17 protein-coding genes are annotated in these 15,390 nt (G+C 49.2%); 13 read left to right on the top strand and 4 right to left on the bottom strand.

Features of this window, described 5'->3' with window-relative positions; all coding sequences use genetic code 11:
* Positions 1-222 carry a DUF5970 family protein gene (locus ACXN9U_RS14630; RefSeq protein ID WP_045926054.1) on the top strand — a complete coding sequence of 74 codons (222 nt, stop codon included), beginning with the start codon at positions 1-3 and terminating at the stop codon, positions 220-222.
* A gap of 58 nt (positions 223-280) precedes the next feature.
* Here the strand turns inward: ACXN9U_RS14630 and guaC are convergent, their stop codons facing one another.
* A complete protein-coding gene (guaC, locus tag ACXN9U_RS14625; protein ID WP_060964393.1) occupies positions 281-1,261 on the bottom strand; it encodes a GMP reductase in 981 nt (326 codons plus the stop codon).
* Positions 1,262-1,478: 217 nt separating this feature from the next.
* Between guaC and ACXN9U_RS14620 the strand changes: the two genes are divergently transcribed.
* Positions 1,479-1,622, top strand: a complete 144-nt coding sequence (locus tag ACXN9U_RS14620; RefSeq protein ID WP_167388666.1) for a hypothetical protein — start codon at positions 1,479-1,481, stop codon at positions 1,620-1,622.
* Between the two features lie 40 nt (positions 1,623-1,662).
* Here the strand turns inward: ACXN9U_RS14620 and yumC are convergent, their stop codons facing one another.
* On the bottom strand, positions 1,663-2,658 hold the full coding sequence (yumC, locus tag ACXN9U_RS14615; protein ID WP_003151984.1) for a ferredoxin--NADP reductase 2: 996 nt from the start codon (positions 2,656-2,658) through the stop codon (positions 1,663-1,665).
* Positions 2,659-2,968: 310 nt separating this feature from the next.
* Between yumC and ACXN9U_RS14610 the strand changes: the two genes are divergently transcribed.
* The 4 genes from ACXN9U_RS14610 (at position 2,969) to ACXN9U_RS14595 (ending at position 5,621) form a co-directional block, all read left to right on the top strand.
* Positions 2,969-4,189: an NAD(P)/FAD-dependent oxidoreductase gene (locus ACXN9U_RS14610; protein ID WP_060964394.1), complete on the top strand. Its 1,221-nt coding sequence runs from the start codon at positions 2,969-2,971 to the stop codon at positions 4,187-4,189.
* Between the two features lie 175 nt (positions 4,190-4,364).
* Positions 4,365-4,490, top strand: a complete 126-nt coding sequence (locus ACXN9U_RS14605) for a YuiA family protein (RefSeq protein ID WP_007408708.1) — start codon at positions 4,365-4,367, stop codon at positions 4,488-4,490.
* Between the two features lie 68 nt (positions 4,491-4,558).
* On the top strand, positions 4,559-4,879 hold the full coding sequence (locus ACXN9U_RS14600; RefSeq protein WP_029575317.1) for a YuiB family protein: 321 nt from the start codon (positions 4,559-4,561) through the stop codon (positions 4,877-4,879).
* A 100-nt stretch (positions 4,880-4,979) separates the two neighbouring features.
* Positions 4,980-5,621 carry a 3D domain-containing protein gene (locus tag ACXN9U_RS14595; protein ID WP_489201829.1) on the top strand — a complete coding sequence of 214 codons (642 nt, stop codon included), beginning with the start codon at positions 4,980-4,982 and terminating at the stop codon, positions 5,619-5,621.
* 29 nt (positions 5,622-5,650) lie between these two features.
* Here ACXN9U_RS14595 and ACXN9U_RS14590 read toward each other — a convergent pair whose 3' ends face one another.
* Entirely contained in the window at positions 5,651-6,127 is a 477-nt protein-coding gene (locus ACXN9U_RS14590; protein ID WP_021495380.1) for a divergent PAP2 family protein, read from the bottom strand.
* A gap of 149 nt (positions 6,128-6,276) precedes the next feature.
* Here ACXN9U_RS14590 and ACXN9U_RS14585 point away from each other — a divergent pair, with 149 nt between their 5' ends.
* Positions 6,277-7,767 (top strand): leucyl aminopeptidase, encoded by a 1,491-nt coding sequence (locus ACXN9U_RS14585; protein ID WP_060964396.1) that lies wholly within the window; start codon positions 6,277-6,279, stop codon positions 7,765-7,767.
* A gap of 132 nt (positions 7,768-7,899) precedes the next feature.
* Positions 7,900-9,228: a Na+/H+ antiporter NhaC family protein gene (locus ACXN9U_RS14580; RefSeq protein WP_060964397.1), complete on the top strand. Its 1,329-nt coding sequence runs from the start codon at positions 7,900-7,902 to the stop codon at positions 9,226-9,228.
* A gap of 45 nt (positions 9,229-9,273) precedes the next feature.
* Here ACXN9U_RS14580 and ACXN9U_RS14575 read toward each other — a convergent pair whose 3' ends face one another.
* Complete coding sequence (locus tag ACXN9U_RS14575; protein ID WP_489201828.1) at positions 9,274-9,867, bottom strand: biotin transporter BioY; 594 nt, start codon at positions 9,865-9,867, stop codon at positions 9,274-9,276.
* Positions 9,868-9,966: 99 nt separating this feature from the next.
* Here ACXN9U_RS14575 and ACXN9U_RS14570 point away from each other — a divergent pair, with 99 nt between their 5' ends.
* The 5 genes from ACXN9U_RS14570 (at position 9,967) to ACXN9U_RS14550 (ending at position 15,386) form a co-directional block, all read left to right on the top strand.
* Positions 9,967-10,563, top strand: a complete 597-nt coding sequence (locus ACXN9U_RS14570) for a sulfite oxidase-like oxidoreductase (protein ID WP_060964399.1) — start codon at positions 9,967-9,969, stop codon at positions 10,561-10,563.
* Positions 10,564-10,732: 169 nt separating this feature from the next.
* Positions 10,733-11,602 carry an alpha/beta hydrolase gene (locus ACXN9U_RS14565; protein ID WP_489201827.1) on the top strand — a complete coding sequence of 290 codons (870 nt, stop codon included), beginning with the start codon at positions 10,733-10,735 and terminating at the stop codon, positions 11,600-11,602.
* 134 nt (positions 11,603-11,736) lie between these two features.
* Complete coding sequence (locus tag ACXN9U_RS14560; RefSeq protein ID WP_060964401.1) at positions 11,737-12,522, top strand: 2,3-dihydro-2,3-dihydroxybenzoate dehydrogenase; 786 nt, start codon at positions 11,737-11,739, stop codon at positions 12,520-12,522.
* Positions 12,523-12,545: 23 nt separating this feature from the next.
* Positions 12,546-13,742: an isochorismate synthase DhbC gene (gene dhbC, locus ACXN9U_RS14555; RefSeq protein WP_489201826.1), complete on the top strand. Its 1,197-nt coding sequence runs from the start codon at positions 12,546-12,548 to the stop codon at positions 13,740-13,742.
* 18 nt (positions 13,743-13,760) lie between these two features.
* Positions 13,761-15,386, top strand: a complete 1,626-nt coding sequence (locus ACXN9U_RS14550) for a (2,3-dihydroxybenzoyl)adenylate synthase (protein WP_489201825.1) — start codon at positions 13,761-13,763, stop codon at positions 15,384-15,386.
* The last annotated feature ends 4 nt before the right edge of the window (positions 15,387-15,390 follow it).

The following is a 15,390-nucleotide window of genomic DNA, read 5'->3' as shown; positions in this document are numbered from 1 at the left end:
ATGAGAAGTAAATTATCATTAATCGGTGTGCCGATTGTTATGATTATCGGTTATATCATTTCTTTATCCTTTGAATGGCTGTTTCCTGTTCTTACTTTTGGGGCAGCGGGGCTGTATCTCTTTTTATTTGCCCCGGTGCAAAACAAATTCATCCGTTACATCTTTTTGTTTATTTTTGTAATTAATCTGTTGGCCAGTGCGGCTCTTTATTTTGGTATTTAATAAAAAATGACATTCATGTTGAATGTCATTTTTTATTTCCGAGCGGCTCTGCTGTGGGTTAAAATCTGTCGCCGTTGAAAATTGAGTTTTTTACGATCACGTAGTCGACATTGCGGATGGCTTCGAGTTTATTGCCGCCGGCGTAAGAAATGGAAGACTGCAGATCCTGCTCCATTTCAATCAGCGTATCCTGCAGAGATCCTTTATGCTCGACATGCATTTTTTTGCCCTCGACGTTTTTCTTTTCGCCTTTTTGAAATTCGGAAGCGGAGCCGAAATATTCTTTGTACAGCTTGCCGTCGATTTCGATCGTTTGCCCCGGTGATTCTTCGTGGCCGGCGAATAATGATCCGATCATGACCATAGACGCGCCGAAACGGATGGACTTCGCAATATCGCCGTGCGTGCGGATGCCGCCGTCAGCAATGATCGGTTTGCTTGCCGCTTTTGCACACCAGCGAAGCGCGGCTAATTGCCATCCGCCGGTTCCGAAGCCGGTTTTAATTTTTGTGATGCATACTTTCCCGGGTCCGATACCCACTTTTGTCGCGTCAGCACCCGCGCGTTCCAGTTCCCGTACAGCTTCAGGCGTCCCGACATTCCCTGCAATGACAAAGCTTTTCGGCACATGTTCTTTAATAAATTGGATCATGCTGATTACGGCATTGGAATGGCCGTGCGCGATATCAATGGTAATATAATCCGGTACAAGCTCCTGTGCTTTCAGCTCGCGGATGAATTCATAATCGTTGTCTTTCACGCCGACACTGATCGAGGAAATCAGTCCGCGTGCTTTCATATCCCGGACAAAGGCCAGGCGTTTTTCCGGCTCGAAGCGGTGCATGATATAAAAATAACCGTTTTCCGCGAGCCAGGCTGCGATGTTTTCATCTATAATCGTCTGCATGTTGGCCGGTACGACCGGAAGTTTAAATGTGTGTCCGCCCAATGTAACTGATGTATCACATTCAGATCGGCTGTTTACAACGCATTTTGCAGGAATCAGCTGAATATCTTCGTAATCAAATACATTTTCCATAAATAACACCCCTAAAAGCGAATGATAAAATTATAATTAAATTAAAATGTTCGTCTTTTTATAATGTACTTTGTTTTGTCAGGAATGTCAAATGATTTCATGCTGCCTCATATGCGGTCAGCTTGTCATCCATTTGCAGTTTGGTTATCATAGTAGTATTGGTTCTTGTAAGACATTTGTTACAATAGATTGGTTGCAGAAGAAGGGAGGGGCCGGTGTGGAACAAAAACAGCCCGGGCACAGCCCGAAAGCCCAGAAAATTCAGGACCGGATTATTTTAGGCACGATTTGGGTCGTGTCGGCGCTTGTCATTGCGCTCGTTGTCGGAACCGTCATGAATTATATGTGGATGTTTAAATAAAAAAGAGTCTGTGCCGGTATGACACAGACTCTTTTTTATATTATTTTTCAAACATGCTTGTAGAATGCAGAGGCTGGACGCGCGCTTTCGGGTCCATGTAAGCCTTCGCGTTGTTCACGGCTGTCGGAGCTTCGCCGAAACCGCTCGCGATCAGCTTGACTTTGCCTTCATATGTGCAGATATCTCCGGCGGCAAAGAAGCCTTCAATATTCGTTTCCATCGTGCTTTTGACGACGATGGAATTTTTCTCGATGTCAAGGCCCCAGTTTTTAATCGGGCCGAGAGAAGAAACAAAGCCGTAGTTTACGATCAGGTCATCAATCTCAATGATTTCTTTGCGGTCGCCTTTCACTTCTTCAAGAACGAGCTGTTCGATCCGGTCTTCACCGACAAGTTCAGCCGGAACAAACGGTGTCAGCACGTTGACTTTAGAATTGTGCAGGTTTTCGACACTGTGCTCATGCGCGCGGAATTTATCACGGCGGTGGATGATGCTGACTTCTTTGGCGATCGGCTCAAGCATAAGCGCCCAGTCAACGGCGGAATCGCCGCCGCCCAGAACGGCAACGCGTCTGCCTGCGAATTGATTGAGGTCGTCAATGAAGTAGTGCAGGTTTTTGCCTTCATATTGTTCCGCTGATTCCAGCTCAAGCTTTCTCGGCTTAAACGCGCCGTTTCCTGCGGTGATAATGACTGTTTTTGAATAATGCGTTTCTGAATTCGTGACAAGCTTAAACACACCGTCAGCCTGTTTTTCAACAGATTCAACGGCCTGCTCTAAGCAGATGGTCTGATCGAACTTTGCCATTTGCTCTTTTAAGTTGTTCACAAGTTCTTGGGCGCGGATTTTCGGGAATCCGGCTACATCATAAATATATTTTTCAGGGTACAGCGCGCTGAGCTGGCCGCCAAGCTGAGGCAGGCTCTCAATGATTTTGACGCTCGCCTGTCTCATTCCCCCGTAAAAAGCGGTAAACAGGCCGACCGGGCCGCCGCCGATGACCGTAATATCATAAACCTTTGAATCCTCTTGCATACCAAATTGCCTCCTAATTGAAAATTGTTATTAATTATAACATAGAATTTGAAAGGATGACGAGTGCCGAAAACCGCCCGGCCGCTTCATTCTTGAAAAAAATTGCGCCTGCCGCTAATATGGGGACAAATTCCAATCTGTTTTTTCCTGAATGTTTTCCGATGCTTCCGGATAGTATGGTGATATGCAGACATGTGCGGTTTTCTAAAAAATTTATAATTCATTTCATAAAATCCCGCCAATAAGCTGAAGCTAATACAAATGTTGATTTGATTATGCGTCTAACAGCAAAAAAAAGAAGGTGGATGTGATGGCATTGAATAAACCCAAAATCGTGGTTCTAGGTGCAGGTTATGGTGGATTAATGACAGTAACAAGGCTTCCGAAGCATATCGGGGCAAATGACGCCGAAATCACTTTGGTTAATAAACACAATTATCATTATGAAACGACATGGATGCATGAAGCGAGCGCAGGAACGCTGCACCATGACCGCTGCAGATATCAAGTGAAAGATGTAATTAATGAATCACGGGTCAAATTTGTGCAGGATACCGTAAAAGCAATAGATGTGCAAAATAAAAAGGTGACGCTTTCACAAGGGGACATCCCTTATGATTATCTCGTTATCGGGCTTGGCGCCGTCCCTGAAACATTCGGGATTAAAGGATTAAAAGAGTTCGCCTTTCCGATCGCGAATATTAATACGTCACGTCAGCTGAAAGACCATATTGAGCTCCAATTTGCGACATACAATACGGAGGCCGAAAAACGCCCCGACCGCTTAACCATCGTCGTCGGCGGAGCGGGCTTTACGGGAATTGAATTTCTCGGTGAACTTGCGAACCGCAAGCCGGAGTTATGCAGAAATTATGATATAGATGAAAGTCTCGTCCGGATCGTCTGCGTCGAAGCCGCTCCGACGGTTCTGCCGGGATTTGATCCGGAGCTTGTCGATTACGCCGTTCAATACCTTGAGAGCAAGGGAGTTGAGTTTAAAATCGGCACCGCGGTTCAAGAATGCCGCGCGGACGGTGTCACAGTCGGCAAGAAGGATGAAGAGCCGGAAGAAATCAAATCGCAGACCGTTGTCTGGGCCGCAGGCGTACGCGGACATCCGATCGTGGAGGAAGCGGGCTTTGAAAATATGCGCGGCCGCGTCAAAGTCAATCCCGATCTTCGGGCGCCCGGCCATGATAACGTCTTTATTCTCGGCGACAGCTCGCTCTTTATTAATGAAGAGACGGAACGGCCGTACCCGCCGACTGCTCAGATCGCGATGCAGCAAGGAGAAACCGCGGCTAAAAACCTGGGCCGTCTGATTAAAGGAGGCCAGCTTGAAGAGTTCAAGCCGGACATTAAAGGAACCGTCGCCTCCCTCGGTGAGCATAACGCGGTCGGTGTCGTATATGGCAGGAAGCTCAAAGGCACGCCGGCATCCTTTATGAAAAAGGTCATTGACAACCGCTCGTTATTTATGATCGGCGGACTCGGCCTGACACTGAAAAAAGGGAAGTTTAAATTCTTCTGAAAAACCCGCAGGCGCGGGTTTTTTCTTCTTTCAAAAAAGAGCGTTATATAAAGCATGTAAGAGAAAAAAATGAATGTTTCCGCTTACATGAAATGATTTGTTACATATTCTGACTTGTTGCTTGACAAGTAAATATGATATATTATCAGAAAATTAAGAAAAAGGAGTGAACCGCATGAAAACGACAGCAAAAAGCACGGCGGCGTGTCCGTTCTGCTCAGGTAAAGGGTATTTTCAATTGCTTCTTGGCGGCTCCGAAACATGTCCCTCCTGCCAGGGAAGCGGCAAAGAGAGACGCTGATTTTTCCAGACGTTGACTTTTTTACCGCCCCCGAGGTACACTGAAAGTGCTGTAGGGGGTGGATGTTTGTGATTAGTTTGCCGGTGGTCCTGATCTCAATCGTACTATTTTTCGTCCTGTTTTTCGGCATTGGCTTTCTGTTGAACATGCTGCTGAGAATGTCGTGGATTATGGCTGTTGTCTATCCGATTGTATGCCTTTTCATTATCAGCAATAAAAAGATGATCAGTTACGTGCAGGCGCCGGGGGAATCATTTCAAAGCCTGTTTCAGCGGATCATGTCATTAGCAGCTGCGGATGTCGTGATTTTGGCAGGCGGACTGGCGGGAGCGATCATGTCAGGCATTGCCATAAAGGCGCTGAGAAAAAGAGGATATCAAATGTTTTAAGCCGCTTTCTTATTCGAGAAAGCTTTTTTTGTGCCTCGGCGCTTTTTGTATAGCACCTCACCGGGTTGGGAACACTGACTCGGAGGAGAGTGATTTCAGATTGACGATAATCAGACGCGTATTCATGATCGCGCTCTTTTTTGGCGCATGCCATGCGACATACTTTTCCATAACGGGTGTTGAAGCAAAGGATCTGACAAATTGGATGACGGAACATCACGGCGCCGTTTTGAAAAACATCGGCACTCCGTTTCAGTCCTTACAGAATCAGCCGGAAAAGAAGGCATCAGGCAAGGTAAAACCGCTGGAAGAAGCTTTTGACTGGGAACGCTATCCGTCAAAAAAGGTGACCGCCACCGGTTATACCGCAGGAGCGGAATCTACGGGGAAATCTCCGGGCCATCCGCAGTATGGAATTACATATTCAGGCGTGAAGGTCAAACGCGATTTATATTCAACTGTGGCGGCCGATCCGTCTGTTTTCCCGATCGGGACGATTCTGTTTATACCGAATTACGGATACGGGGTTGTCGCCGATACCGGCTCGAAAATTAAAGGCAGCCGCCTGGATCTCTACTTTGACACCGTAAAGGACGTCTATAACAACTGGGGCAAAAAAACACTTGATGTCTACATTGTCAAAAAAGGGAACGGCAAAGTGACCGAGGACGAACTTGTAAAGCTGAACGAAACAAAGTCACTTCAAGTCTTCAGAAATCAATACAAAACGGTAAAAGAATAAAAACGCTTCAGCATCCGCTGAAGCGTTTTTTACATAAAGAAATAATCTAAGATCAGTGTCAGTACAATGCCGGTGACGCCGCCGAAGAACACTTCGATCGGCTGATGGCCGAGCAGTTCTTTCAGTTTCTTCTGTTTTTCTTTCTCTTCCGCTTTCTGAAAGTCTTTCGCTTCGCTGACAAACCGATTAAAGTCGATGACCAGTTTATTAATGACCGTCGCCTGTTCACCCGCATGCCGCCTGACACCGGTAGCGTCAAACATCGTAATGACGGCGAAAATCGCGGCGACTGCAAACAGAGGCGAGTCCAGTCCCTGTTCCAAAGCGACTCCGGTTGACAGCGCGGTGACGGCGGCGGAATGGGAGCTCGGCATGCCGCCGGTGCTCGTCACAAGAGACCAGTCAAGTTTTTTGGATACGATAAATTGAATAGGCACTTTTACAACTTGGGCAAAAATAATGGCAGCAAAACTCGCCAGTAAAGGAAAATTCATAAGTACATCCATATGCGACATCCTTTCTGTATCTGCGAAAGTCCGATCATATCGAAAAACTGCAGAAAACGCCCTTAGTTTGGTAAAATAAAATCAATGGAAAAATGTTTTTTCATTATACCACTTTACATAACAAATACCCACATAAGGAGTGTGTACTCATGTTTTATGCATCTGATCAATTGCGGCATCCCGAAACCCTTGTCATCGGTCTTTTTCAAAAAAGCACGCTGAGCGGATTTACGAAGGAATTGGATGATAAACTGGACGGACATTTGACACAGCTGTTAAAGGACGGTGATGTGTCTGCCAAACGCAATCGTGTATCAAAAGTATACCCTCCGGCTGCGACGGGTATGAAACGTATTTACTTTATCGGCTTGGGAAGGGAAGCGGATTATTCGTTTGAAGATGCGAAAGAATGCTTCGCACGCGTGTTTCAGCAGATTCACCAAGATAAAAAACAAGAAGTATCCGTTCTGCTTGATACGTTCGTCTCCGGTGAAGTGCCTGCCGCCGATGCCGCTCATGCGCTTTCGGAAAGCTGTCTGCTTGCGGTTTATGAGGTGCAGGATTATAAACATAAATCGAATGAACCGGATCAGGAACTGACTTCCGTCTGCGCCGTGACCGAAGAAGACCTGAGGGAAGTGCAGGCCGGCCTGAACGTCGGCGCGGCATACGGCCAAGGGACGAATTCAGCCCGCACGCTTGTGAACATGCCGGGAAATATGCTGACGGCCACCGATTTGGCGTCATATGCCGCTGAGCTTGCGGCAAAATATGATTTTGAGTGTGAAATTTTAGAAAAAGAAGAAATGGAAGAGCTCGGAATGGGCGGGCTGCTAGCCGTTAACAAAGGCTCATCCGAACCGCCGAAAATGATCGTTCTGAAGTATCAGGGCAAAGATGAATGGGAAGATGTCATCGGCCTGGTCGGAAAAGGAATTACCTTTGATACCGGCGGATATTCAATTAAGCCGAAAACCGGCATCGTCGGCATGAAAAGCGATATGGGAGGGGCGGCTTCGGTATTGGGCGCAATGGAAATTATCGGCGAACTGCGGCCTGAACAAAATGTGCTCGCCGTTATTCCGTCTACGGACAACATGATCTCGTCTGATGCGATGAAGCCGGATGACGTCATCGTCTCGCTCAGCGGAAAAACCATTGAGATTCTGAACACCGATGCGGAAGGCCGCCTCGTGCTTGCCGACGGCATCACATATGCCAAGCAGCACGGAGCCTCTGTCCTCGTAGACGTCGCAACGTTAACGGGCGGTGTCATTGTCGCCTTAGGAAACGAAATGACGGGCGCCATGACCAATCACGCCGGATTTTATAAGCAGGTGGCAGAATCGGCGAAGGAATCCGGAGAGCCGATCTGGCAGCTTCCGATTACAGAAAAGGATAAAAAACGCGTGAGAAACAGTCAGATGGCTGATTTGAACAATTCTCCGGGAAGAGAAGGCCACGCGATTATGGCGGGCACATTCATTGGTGAATTCGCGGAAAACACCCCGTGGGTTCATCTCGATATTGCGGGAACCGCGACGGCGAATAAAGCGACATGCTTCGGCCCTGCCGGCGCAACAGGCGTCATGGCAAGGACGCTGGCCGTTTTAACTGAGCGGTTTACGCCTGAAAGATAACAGCACCCGCTGCCTTGATGCAGCGGGTTTTTTTGATCTCCAAAATCTTTAGTTGACTAAAGCGCGGAATGTATGTTAACTTTAATTATCTACTACATTAGCAAACTAAAGGATTTTTGGAGGGACTCATCAATGAATGCTGTTGTTGTCGCAGTATTGCTTATGCTCGTCTTAAGCCTGCTGCGTGTCAATATTATTATAGCTTTAATGATCGGAGCGCTTGCCGGCGGACTGACAGGCGGCTTAGGCCTCGGAGAGACGGTGAAGGCTTTTACGGACGGTCTCGGCGGAAATGCCACCGTCGCGGTCAGCTACGCGCTGCTCGGAGCATTTGCCGCGGCGCTGACAAAGACGGGGCTTCCCGATGCAATGGTCGAAGCGTCTGTCAAACTAATCGGTAAAAAGGAAGATTCGCGGAAAAAAGCACTGTCTAAAGTATTAATCGTACTGATTATTTTAATCATATCCTGTTTCTCGCAAAACGTGGTGCCCGTTCACATTGCGTTTATTCCGGTATTAATTCCGCCGCTTTTAAAAATATTTAACGAACTTGAAATGGACCGCAGGCTGGTCGCGTGTGTGATGACATTCGGACTGACTGCGCCGTACATCGTTCTGCCGATCGGTTTCGGACAGATTTTCCAGGGAATGCTGAGAGATAATATGGCGTCAGCCGGTTTAAAGGTGCCGCTCAGTGATATCCCATATGCTTTAATTATCCCGACGGCGGGGATGGCAGTCGGTTTAATTTTAGCCGTCATCTTCTTCCGGAAACCGAAGAAATATGAGACGAAGGAGATTGCCGGATTATCGTCTTCTCCTTATACGAAGAAAAGCATTGCCATCGCCCTGTTCTCCATTGCCGTGTCGCTTGCCGTTCAGCTCTACCTGTCACAGGTGCTCGGCGTGGAAGGCATGATCATGGGCGCGCTCGCCGGCTTGTTTACGCTGTTTATCAGCGGAGTCATGAAGCGCAATGAAGCGGATAAGCTGATCACAGACGGCATGATTCTGATGGCCTTTATCGGGTTTGTCATGCTTGTTGCGGCCGGTTTTTCAAATGTATTGAACAAAACGGGCGATGTGGCTTCCTTGGTCAAAGCATCAACAGGCTTTATCGGCCACAGCCAATCGTTAGGCGCGCTCCTGATGCTGATCGTCGGTTTATTAATCACGATGGGAATCGGATCGTCATTTGCAACCGTACCCGTCATTACGACCATATTTGTCCCGCTGTGCGCTCAGCTCGGATTCAGCCCGATGGCGACGATCGCCGTCATCGGAGCGGCTGCTGCGGTCGGTGATGCGGGTTCTCCTGCAAGTGACAGTACGCTCGGGCCGACGTCAGGCCTCAGCGCTGACGGACAGCACCACCACATTTGGGATACGTGCGTCCCGACATTTATTTTCTATAACATTCCGCTTGTAATATTCGGCTGGATTGCCGCAGTTGTCCTGTGAAAAAAGGCTCCCGGGAAGGGGAGCCTTTTTGAATGCTGAAAAAACTTACGCCGGATTTCGATTGAAGCCCGTCGCTTTATGAATGGACCTGTAAACGGCAGGCGCGACAGATGCCAATACCAGTGCTAAAATGATATCTTTTATGAAAAACCAAATCATATAAAACCAGGCCATTCCGTAGCTGATCGGAGCATGAAGCCATAATTTCAGCGCAATATACGTATAGGTCGTGCCAATGATATAAATGACCGCGGTACCGATCAAAGAGGCCCATGCATAATGCAGACGGCCGGGTTCTTTTGTCTTTTCCAGCAGCCAGCCGGCTGCAAATGCCGCCGGGATGTAAGCGAGAATAAATCCCCCGCTCTTTCCGATAAACGGCGCAAAGCCTGCTGAGAATTGGGCGAAGATGGGAGCTCCCGCGAGTCCGGCCAATGCGTATACCGTCATTGCAATGGCGGCCCGTCTTGTGCCGAGAAGCATCGCGGCTAACAGACAAAAGAAAGGCTGCAGCGATAGCGGAATTCCCGCAACTTGCAAAAAGGGAGCCATTGATGTAATGTTGGCGCCGATGGCCATCAGTGCGGCAAACATGCCGATAAGCGCCATATCGCCCGCGCGAAGGTTGCGTTGTTTCATTTGTTTTTCCCCCTTACACTTGTACCAGATTAGCGTAATCGAAGGATAATTAATTGTCAACACGAATTTTATATAGGTTTACTAAATGGAGGGAGCCATATGTTTTTCGGGAAAACGAAACAAACAGGACAGTCGGATCGGATTCCGCCAAACCAAAATGTCACAACGAAGTTTCCCGTGCTTCACGCTGGAAATGTTCCTTATTATGAAGATATGTCAAAATGGAACCTGCAGGTGTACGGGCTTGTCGATCGTCCTATGCTGTTAAGCTTTGACGATATTAAAGCCTTACCGAAAGCCGAATTGAAAAATGATATTCATTGCGTCACGGGCTGGTCCCGTCTTGATAACGTCTGGCAGGGCATACGCGCGAAAGACATCGCTGAGAAAGCGGGTGTGCACAAAGAAGCCGGTTTCGTCATGTTGCACGCTGAAGAGGGCTGGACGGCCAATCTGCCGCTTTCTGATTTTACGCGGGAGACATCCCTGCTGGCATATGCGCATAACGGCGAGCCGTTAACGCCCGAGCACGGCTATCCGCTCAGAGGCGTTTTCCCCCATCTTTATTTTTGGAAAAGCGCCAAATGGCTGCGCGGCATTCAGTTCACAAAGGAAAACCACCCCGGCTTTTGGGAGAAAAACGGCTACCATATGAGGGGAGATCCATGGAAAAATCAGCGCTTTACATGGGATTAAACACATATCATCATATAGTTCTTAGGTACCTTATTGAAATAAGGTGCTTTTTTTATATCCAAAATCCATTGACTTTGTTTGGCAAAAAATCTATTATTTGAGGTGTCTTTTGATATTGAAAATCATTATCAATAAGCGGAGCGAATGTCATAGAGGGGATGAACTCATAATGGACGGAAAACAAACAAAGCGGGGTCTCGCGCAGGCCGGACGATACGCGATTCCGGGTACAGAAGTAAGAGAAATGCGTTCAAAAGGAGGCCGTACGTATCGTATCTTTGTCTCTTTTCCTCAGGAAGAACCGCCTCCATCCGGCTTTCCCGTCATCTATCTGCTTGATGCGAATTCCGTGTTCGGTACAATGGCCGAAGCGTTGCGGGTGCAAAGCCGCCGGCCGGAAAAAACAGGCGTTGTCCCGGCGGTGATTGTCGGAATCGGCTACCCGACTGATCAGCCGTTTTCCGCCGAACGCCATAGTGATTTTACGATGCCGCTCTCTGAATCAGAACTGCCGGTGCATCCGCGCGGCGCGGCGTGGCCCGAACAGGGAGGAGCGGAAGCATTTCTGGCATTTATAGAAGAAGCAGTAAAGCCCGCGGTGGAGCGGGATTATCCGATCGACAGAGACAGACAGACGATTTTCGGCCATTCGCTGGGCGGTCTTTTTGTGCTGCAAGTGCTTTTGACGAGACCGGATATGTTCCAGATCTATGTTGCCGGGAGTCCGTCCATTCACTGGAACAAACGTTTTATTCAGGAAGAAGCGGAGCGTTTATCAGACCGGCTCTCTGAGGACAATCTTCAAGTCAGCGTACTGCTGGCGGCGGGAGAAATTGAAAAGACACATAAAAGCAGAATTCCGCAGCACGCAGAGGCGCTGTATTCTGTACTATCTGAGTTTGAAGGTGGCGGAGTCCGCGCTGAATACCGCGAGTTTGAAGGAGAGGGCCATATCTCTGTCCTGCCCGTTTTAATCAGCAGGGCCCTGCGTTTCTGCCTGAATCCGGGAGGGCCGCATACCCCGTATTCTCCTGCCTGAAAAAAACAGGCCCTTCGAACTAAATGCGGCTGATTCTAATTTTCTAATTGACGGAGTGTTTTGATTTGGATATGATTGTCTTGAATCATAATTGATAATGATAATCATTATCAATATAGAAAGGGAATGATAATATGGACGCATTGGGAATGAGAGGGAAAACGGCGGTTGTCACCGGCGCCGCTCAAGGCATCGGAGAAGCAACAGCGCTCGCCCTTGCTGAACAAGGCGTAAATGTGGCTGCTATAGATAAGAACGAAGGCCTGCTTCGGGGGCTTACTGAGAGACTCCGGGAAAAAGGCGTGCAGGCACAGGCTTTCGCAGCAGATGTATCAGACAGTGCCGCTGTCAATGATATCATCGCCGCCGTTGAACGCGACATGGGTCCTATTGAAATATTGGCGAACGTTGCGGGCGTGCTGCGGCCGGGGCCGGTGCATTCCCTCAGTGATGAAGAGTGGGATCAAACATTTTCAGTAAATACGACCGGTGTATTTCATGTGTCACGGGCTGTCAGCCGATACATGATGGAGCGGAAAAAAGGCGCCATCGTAACGGTCGGTTCAAATGCAGCCGGAGTTCCGCGTGCTTCCATGGCGGCTTATGCGGCGTCGAAAGCGGCTGCCGTCATGTTTACGAAATGCCTCGGACTGGAGCTTGCGGCCTATCATATCCGCTGCAATATCGTATCTCCCGGTTCAACGGAAACCGACATGCAGCGGGCGCTGTGGCGGGATGAAAACGGAGCACAGGACGTTATCAGAGGTTCGCTTGATACATATAAAACGGGAATTCCGCTTCAAAAGCTGGCAAAGCCTTCTGATATTGCAAATGCTGTTTTGTTTCTGGCCTCTGAACAGGCAAGCCATATCACGATGCATGATTTATGCGTGGACGGCGGCGCTACTTTAGGCATTTGATGTAACGAGAAGGAGGGACAATCATGACAAATCAACATTTATTGACGGAAGTGTCTGCAAAAGAGGTGCTGGACGCTTACAAGCCCGGGGCGTTCTTTTTAGCTTCCCCGAAAAGTACGCTCCTTGCAGAAGGTGTGTTTGCAAAAGTGCCGGATACAGACGCGGAGAATCAGCTGGACTCACTGCCTGAACGTGTGAGACAGACGCTTCTTGAGGCAAAGCAAGCCGGCATTAAACATCCGATTGCGGCCGGCGCCATTCCGTTTGACGGCAGAAAAGCTTCGCGGCTTTTTGTACCGAAAGCCGTCCTTACGACAGGTCCGCTTTCGTTTACGGAAGCTTCCGCAGAAAAACCCCAAGCGAATACATATGATATCCGGCCCGTTCCTGACCCTGAGGGCTTTATGAGCGGTGTGGAACAAGGCGTTTTAAACATTACGGACGGTCCGCTCAGCAAAATTGTACTGTCAAGGACGCTGCATCTGACCGCTGAAAGAGATATCGACATTCCCCAGGCCGTCAAGCATTTGGCGCAGCACAACCCGCGCGGCTATACATTCGCTGCAGATGTGACGGGAACGTCAGAAACAAGAAAAACGCTTTTCGGCGCGAGTCCTGAACTGCTTCTGTCGAAAAACGGAACATCGATTCTGTCCAATCCGCTGGCAGGTTCCAGACCGCGAAGCACAGATCCGGCTGAGGATCAGAGAAGAGCGGAGGAACTCCTGCAATCAGCTAAAGACCTGCATGAACATGCCGTAGTTGTTACCGCAGTTGCCGCCGCACTTAAACCGTTCTGCCGTGTGCTTGATGTGCCGGAAAAACCGTCACTCATTAAAACTGAGGCGATGTGGCACTTGTCCACCGAGGTGAAGGGAGAGCTTAGTGATCCGTCAACGACATCGCTTGAGCTGGCCATCGCTCTTCATCCGACGCCCGCTGTATGCGGAACGCCGACGGATGCGGCGAGAGAAGCGATTCAGAATATTGAGCCGTTTGACCGCAATTTCTACACGGGAATGGCAGGCTGGTGTGATGCTGAAGGTGACGGAGAATGGATTATCGCACTCCGCTGCGCCGAAGCGGAAACAAGGTCTCTCCGGCTCTTTGCGGGTGCCGGGATTGTCGCCGGATCAAAGCCGCAGGACGAATTGGACGAGACATCGGCGAAATTCCGCACCATGCTCCGGGCGATGGGGCTTTATCAAGATGAGATGTAAAAAAGGAGGAAACGGATCGTGCTGACTGGATTTACGCCATGGCCGGAAGAATGGGCTGACAAATATCGCAAAGACGGCTGCTGGAAGGGTGAAACGTTCGGAGGGATGCTGAAAGAGCGTGCGGCTTTATACGGAGATCAAACTGCCGTGACGTGTAAAGATGTACATTGGACCTACAAAGAATTGGATGAAAGGGCTGACCGTTTGGCGGCGGGACTGCACAAGCTCGGTATTCAAAAGGAAGACCGCGTTGTCGTTCAGCTGCCGAATATCGCTGAGTTTTTTGAAGTGATTTTTGCGCTGTTCCGGCTCGGGGCGCTGCCTGTTTTCGCGCTGCCTTCTCACAGAAGCAGTGAGATTACGTATTTCTGCGAGTTTGCGGAGGCGAAAGCATACATCATTCCTGATTCGCATTCAGGCTTTGATTACAGAACGCTTGCCAGGCAGGTGAAAGACAAACTTCCGGCTTTGGCGCATGTCATTGTGGCCGGCGAGGCTGAGGAATTTCAGGAACTGAGCAGCCTGCATAGAGAGCCCGTCCAGCTGGAAGACGTCAGCCCGGCGGAAGTCGCCTTTTTACAGCTTTCAGGAGGCAGTACGGGGCTGTCCAAGCTGATTCCGAGGACACACGATGATTACATATACAGTCTGCGCCTCAGTGCGGAAATATGCGGCTTGGATCATCACAGCGTTTATTTGGCCGCTCTGCCGACAGCGCATAACTATCCGCTCAGCTCGCCAGGTGTGCTGGGAACTTTATATGCCGGGGGCCGGGTTGTTCTGTCACCTGCGCCGAGTCCGGATGACTGCTTCCCGTTAATTGAAAAAGAGCGTGTCACGATTACAGCGCTCGTCCCGCCGCTTGCGATGGTGTGGATGGAAGCATCCGCTTCGCGACGTGATGATTTATCAAGCCTTCAAGTGCTTCAGGTTGGAGGCGCCAAATTCAGCGCGGAAGCGGCCCGCCGTGTGAAAAGCGCTTTCGGATGCACTCTTCAGCAGGTTTTCGGAATGGCGGAAGGATTGGTGAATTATACGAGACTGGATGATCCCGAGGAGATCATTGTCAATACGCAAGGCAGACCGATGTCACCATTTGATGAGGTGCGGGTTTTAGATGATGACGGACGGGACGTGGCTCCCGGGGAAACCGGACATTTGTTTACACGCGGCCCTTACACGATTCGCGGATATTATAAAGCGCCTGAACATAATAAAAGATCATTCACAGACGACGGCTTTTATCAGACCGGCGATCTCGTCAAACTGACGGCGGACGGTTATATCGTCGTTGAAGGCCGCGCGAAAGATCAAATCAACCGGGGCGGCGAAAAGATTGCCGCTGAAGAGGTGGAAAATCACCTTCTGGCTCATCCTGCCGTTCATGATGCGGCCATGGTTTCAATGCCGGATGATTTTCTCGGAGAGCGGTCCTGTGTGTTCGTCATTCCGAAAGGAGAAGCGCCGAAACCGGGAGAGCTGAAAGCGTTTTTAAGGGAGCGCGGGCTGGCGGCATATAAAATTCCCGACCGGGTTGAATTTATCGCTTCTTTCCCAAAAACCGGCGTCGGCAAGGTCAGCAAAAAGGACCTTCGCGAAACGATCGCCCAAAAATTGAAGCCTGCTGAAATCAAACCATCATAAAAAA

Source organism: Bacillus sp. BACIII (assembly GCF_057836745.1).
This window is presented reverse-complemented; position numbering and strand designations above follow the sequence as displayed.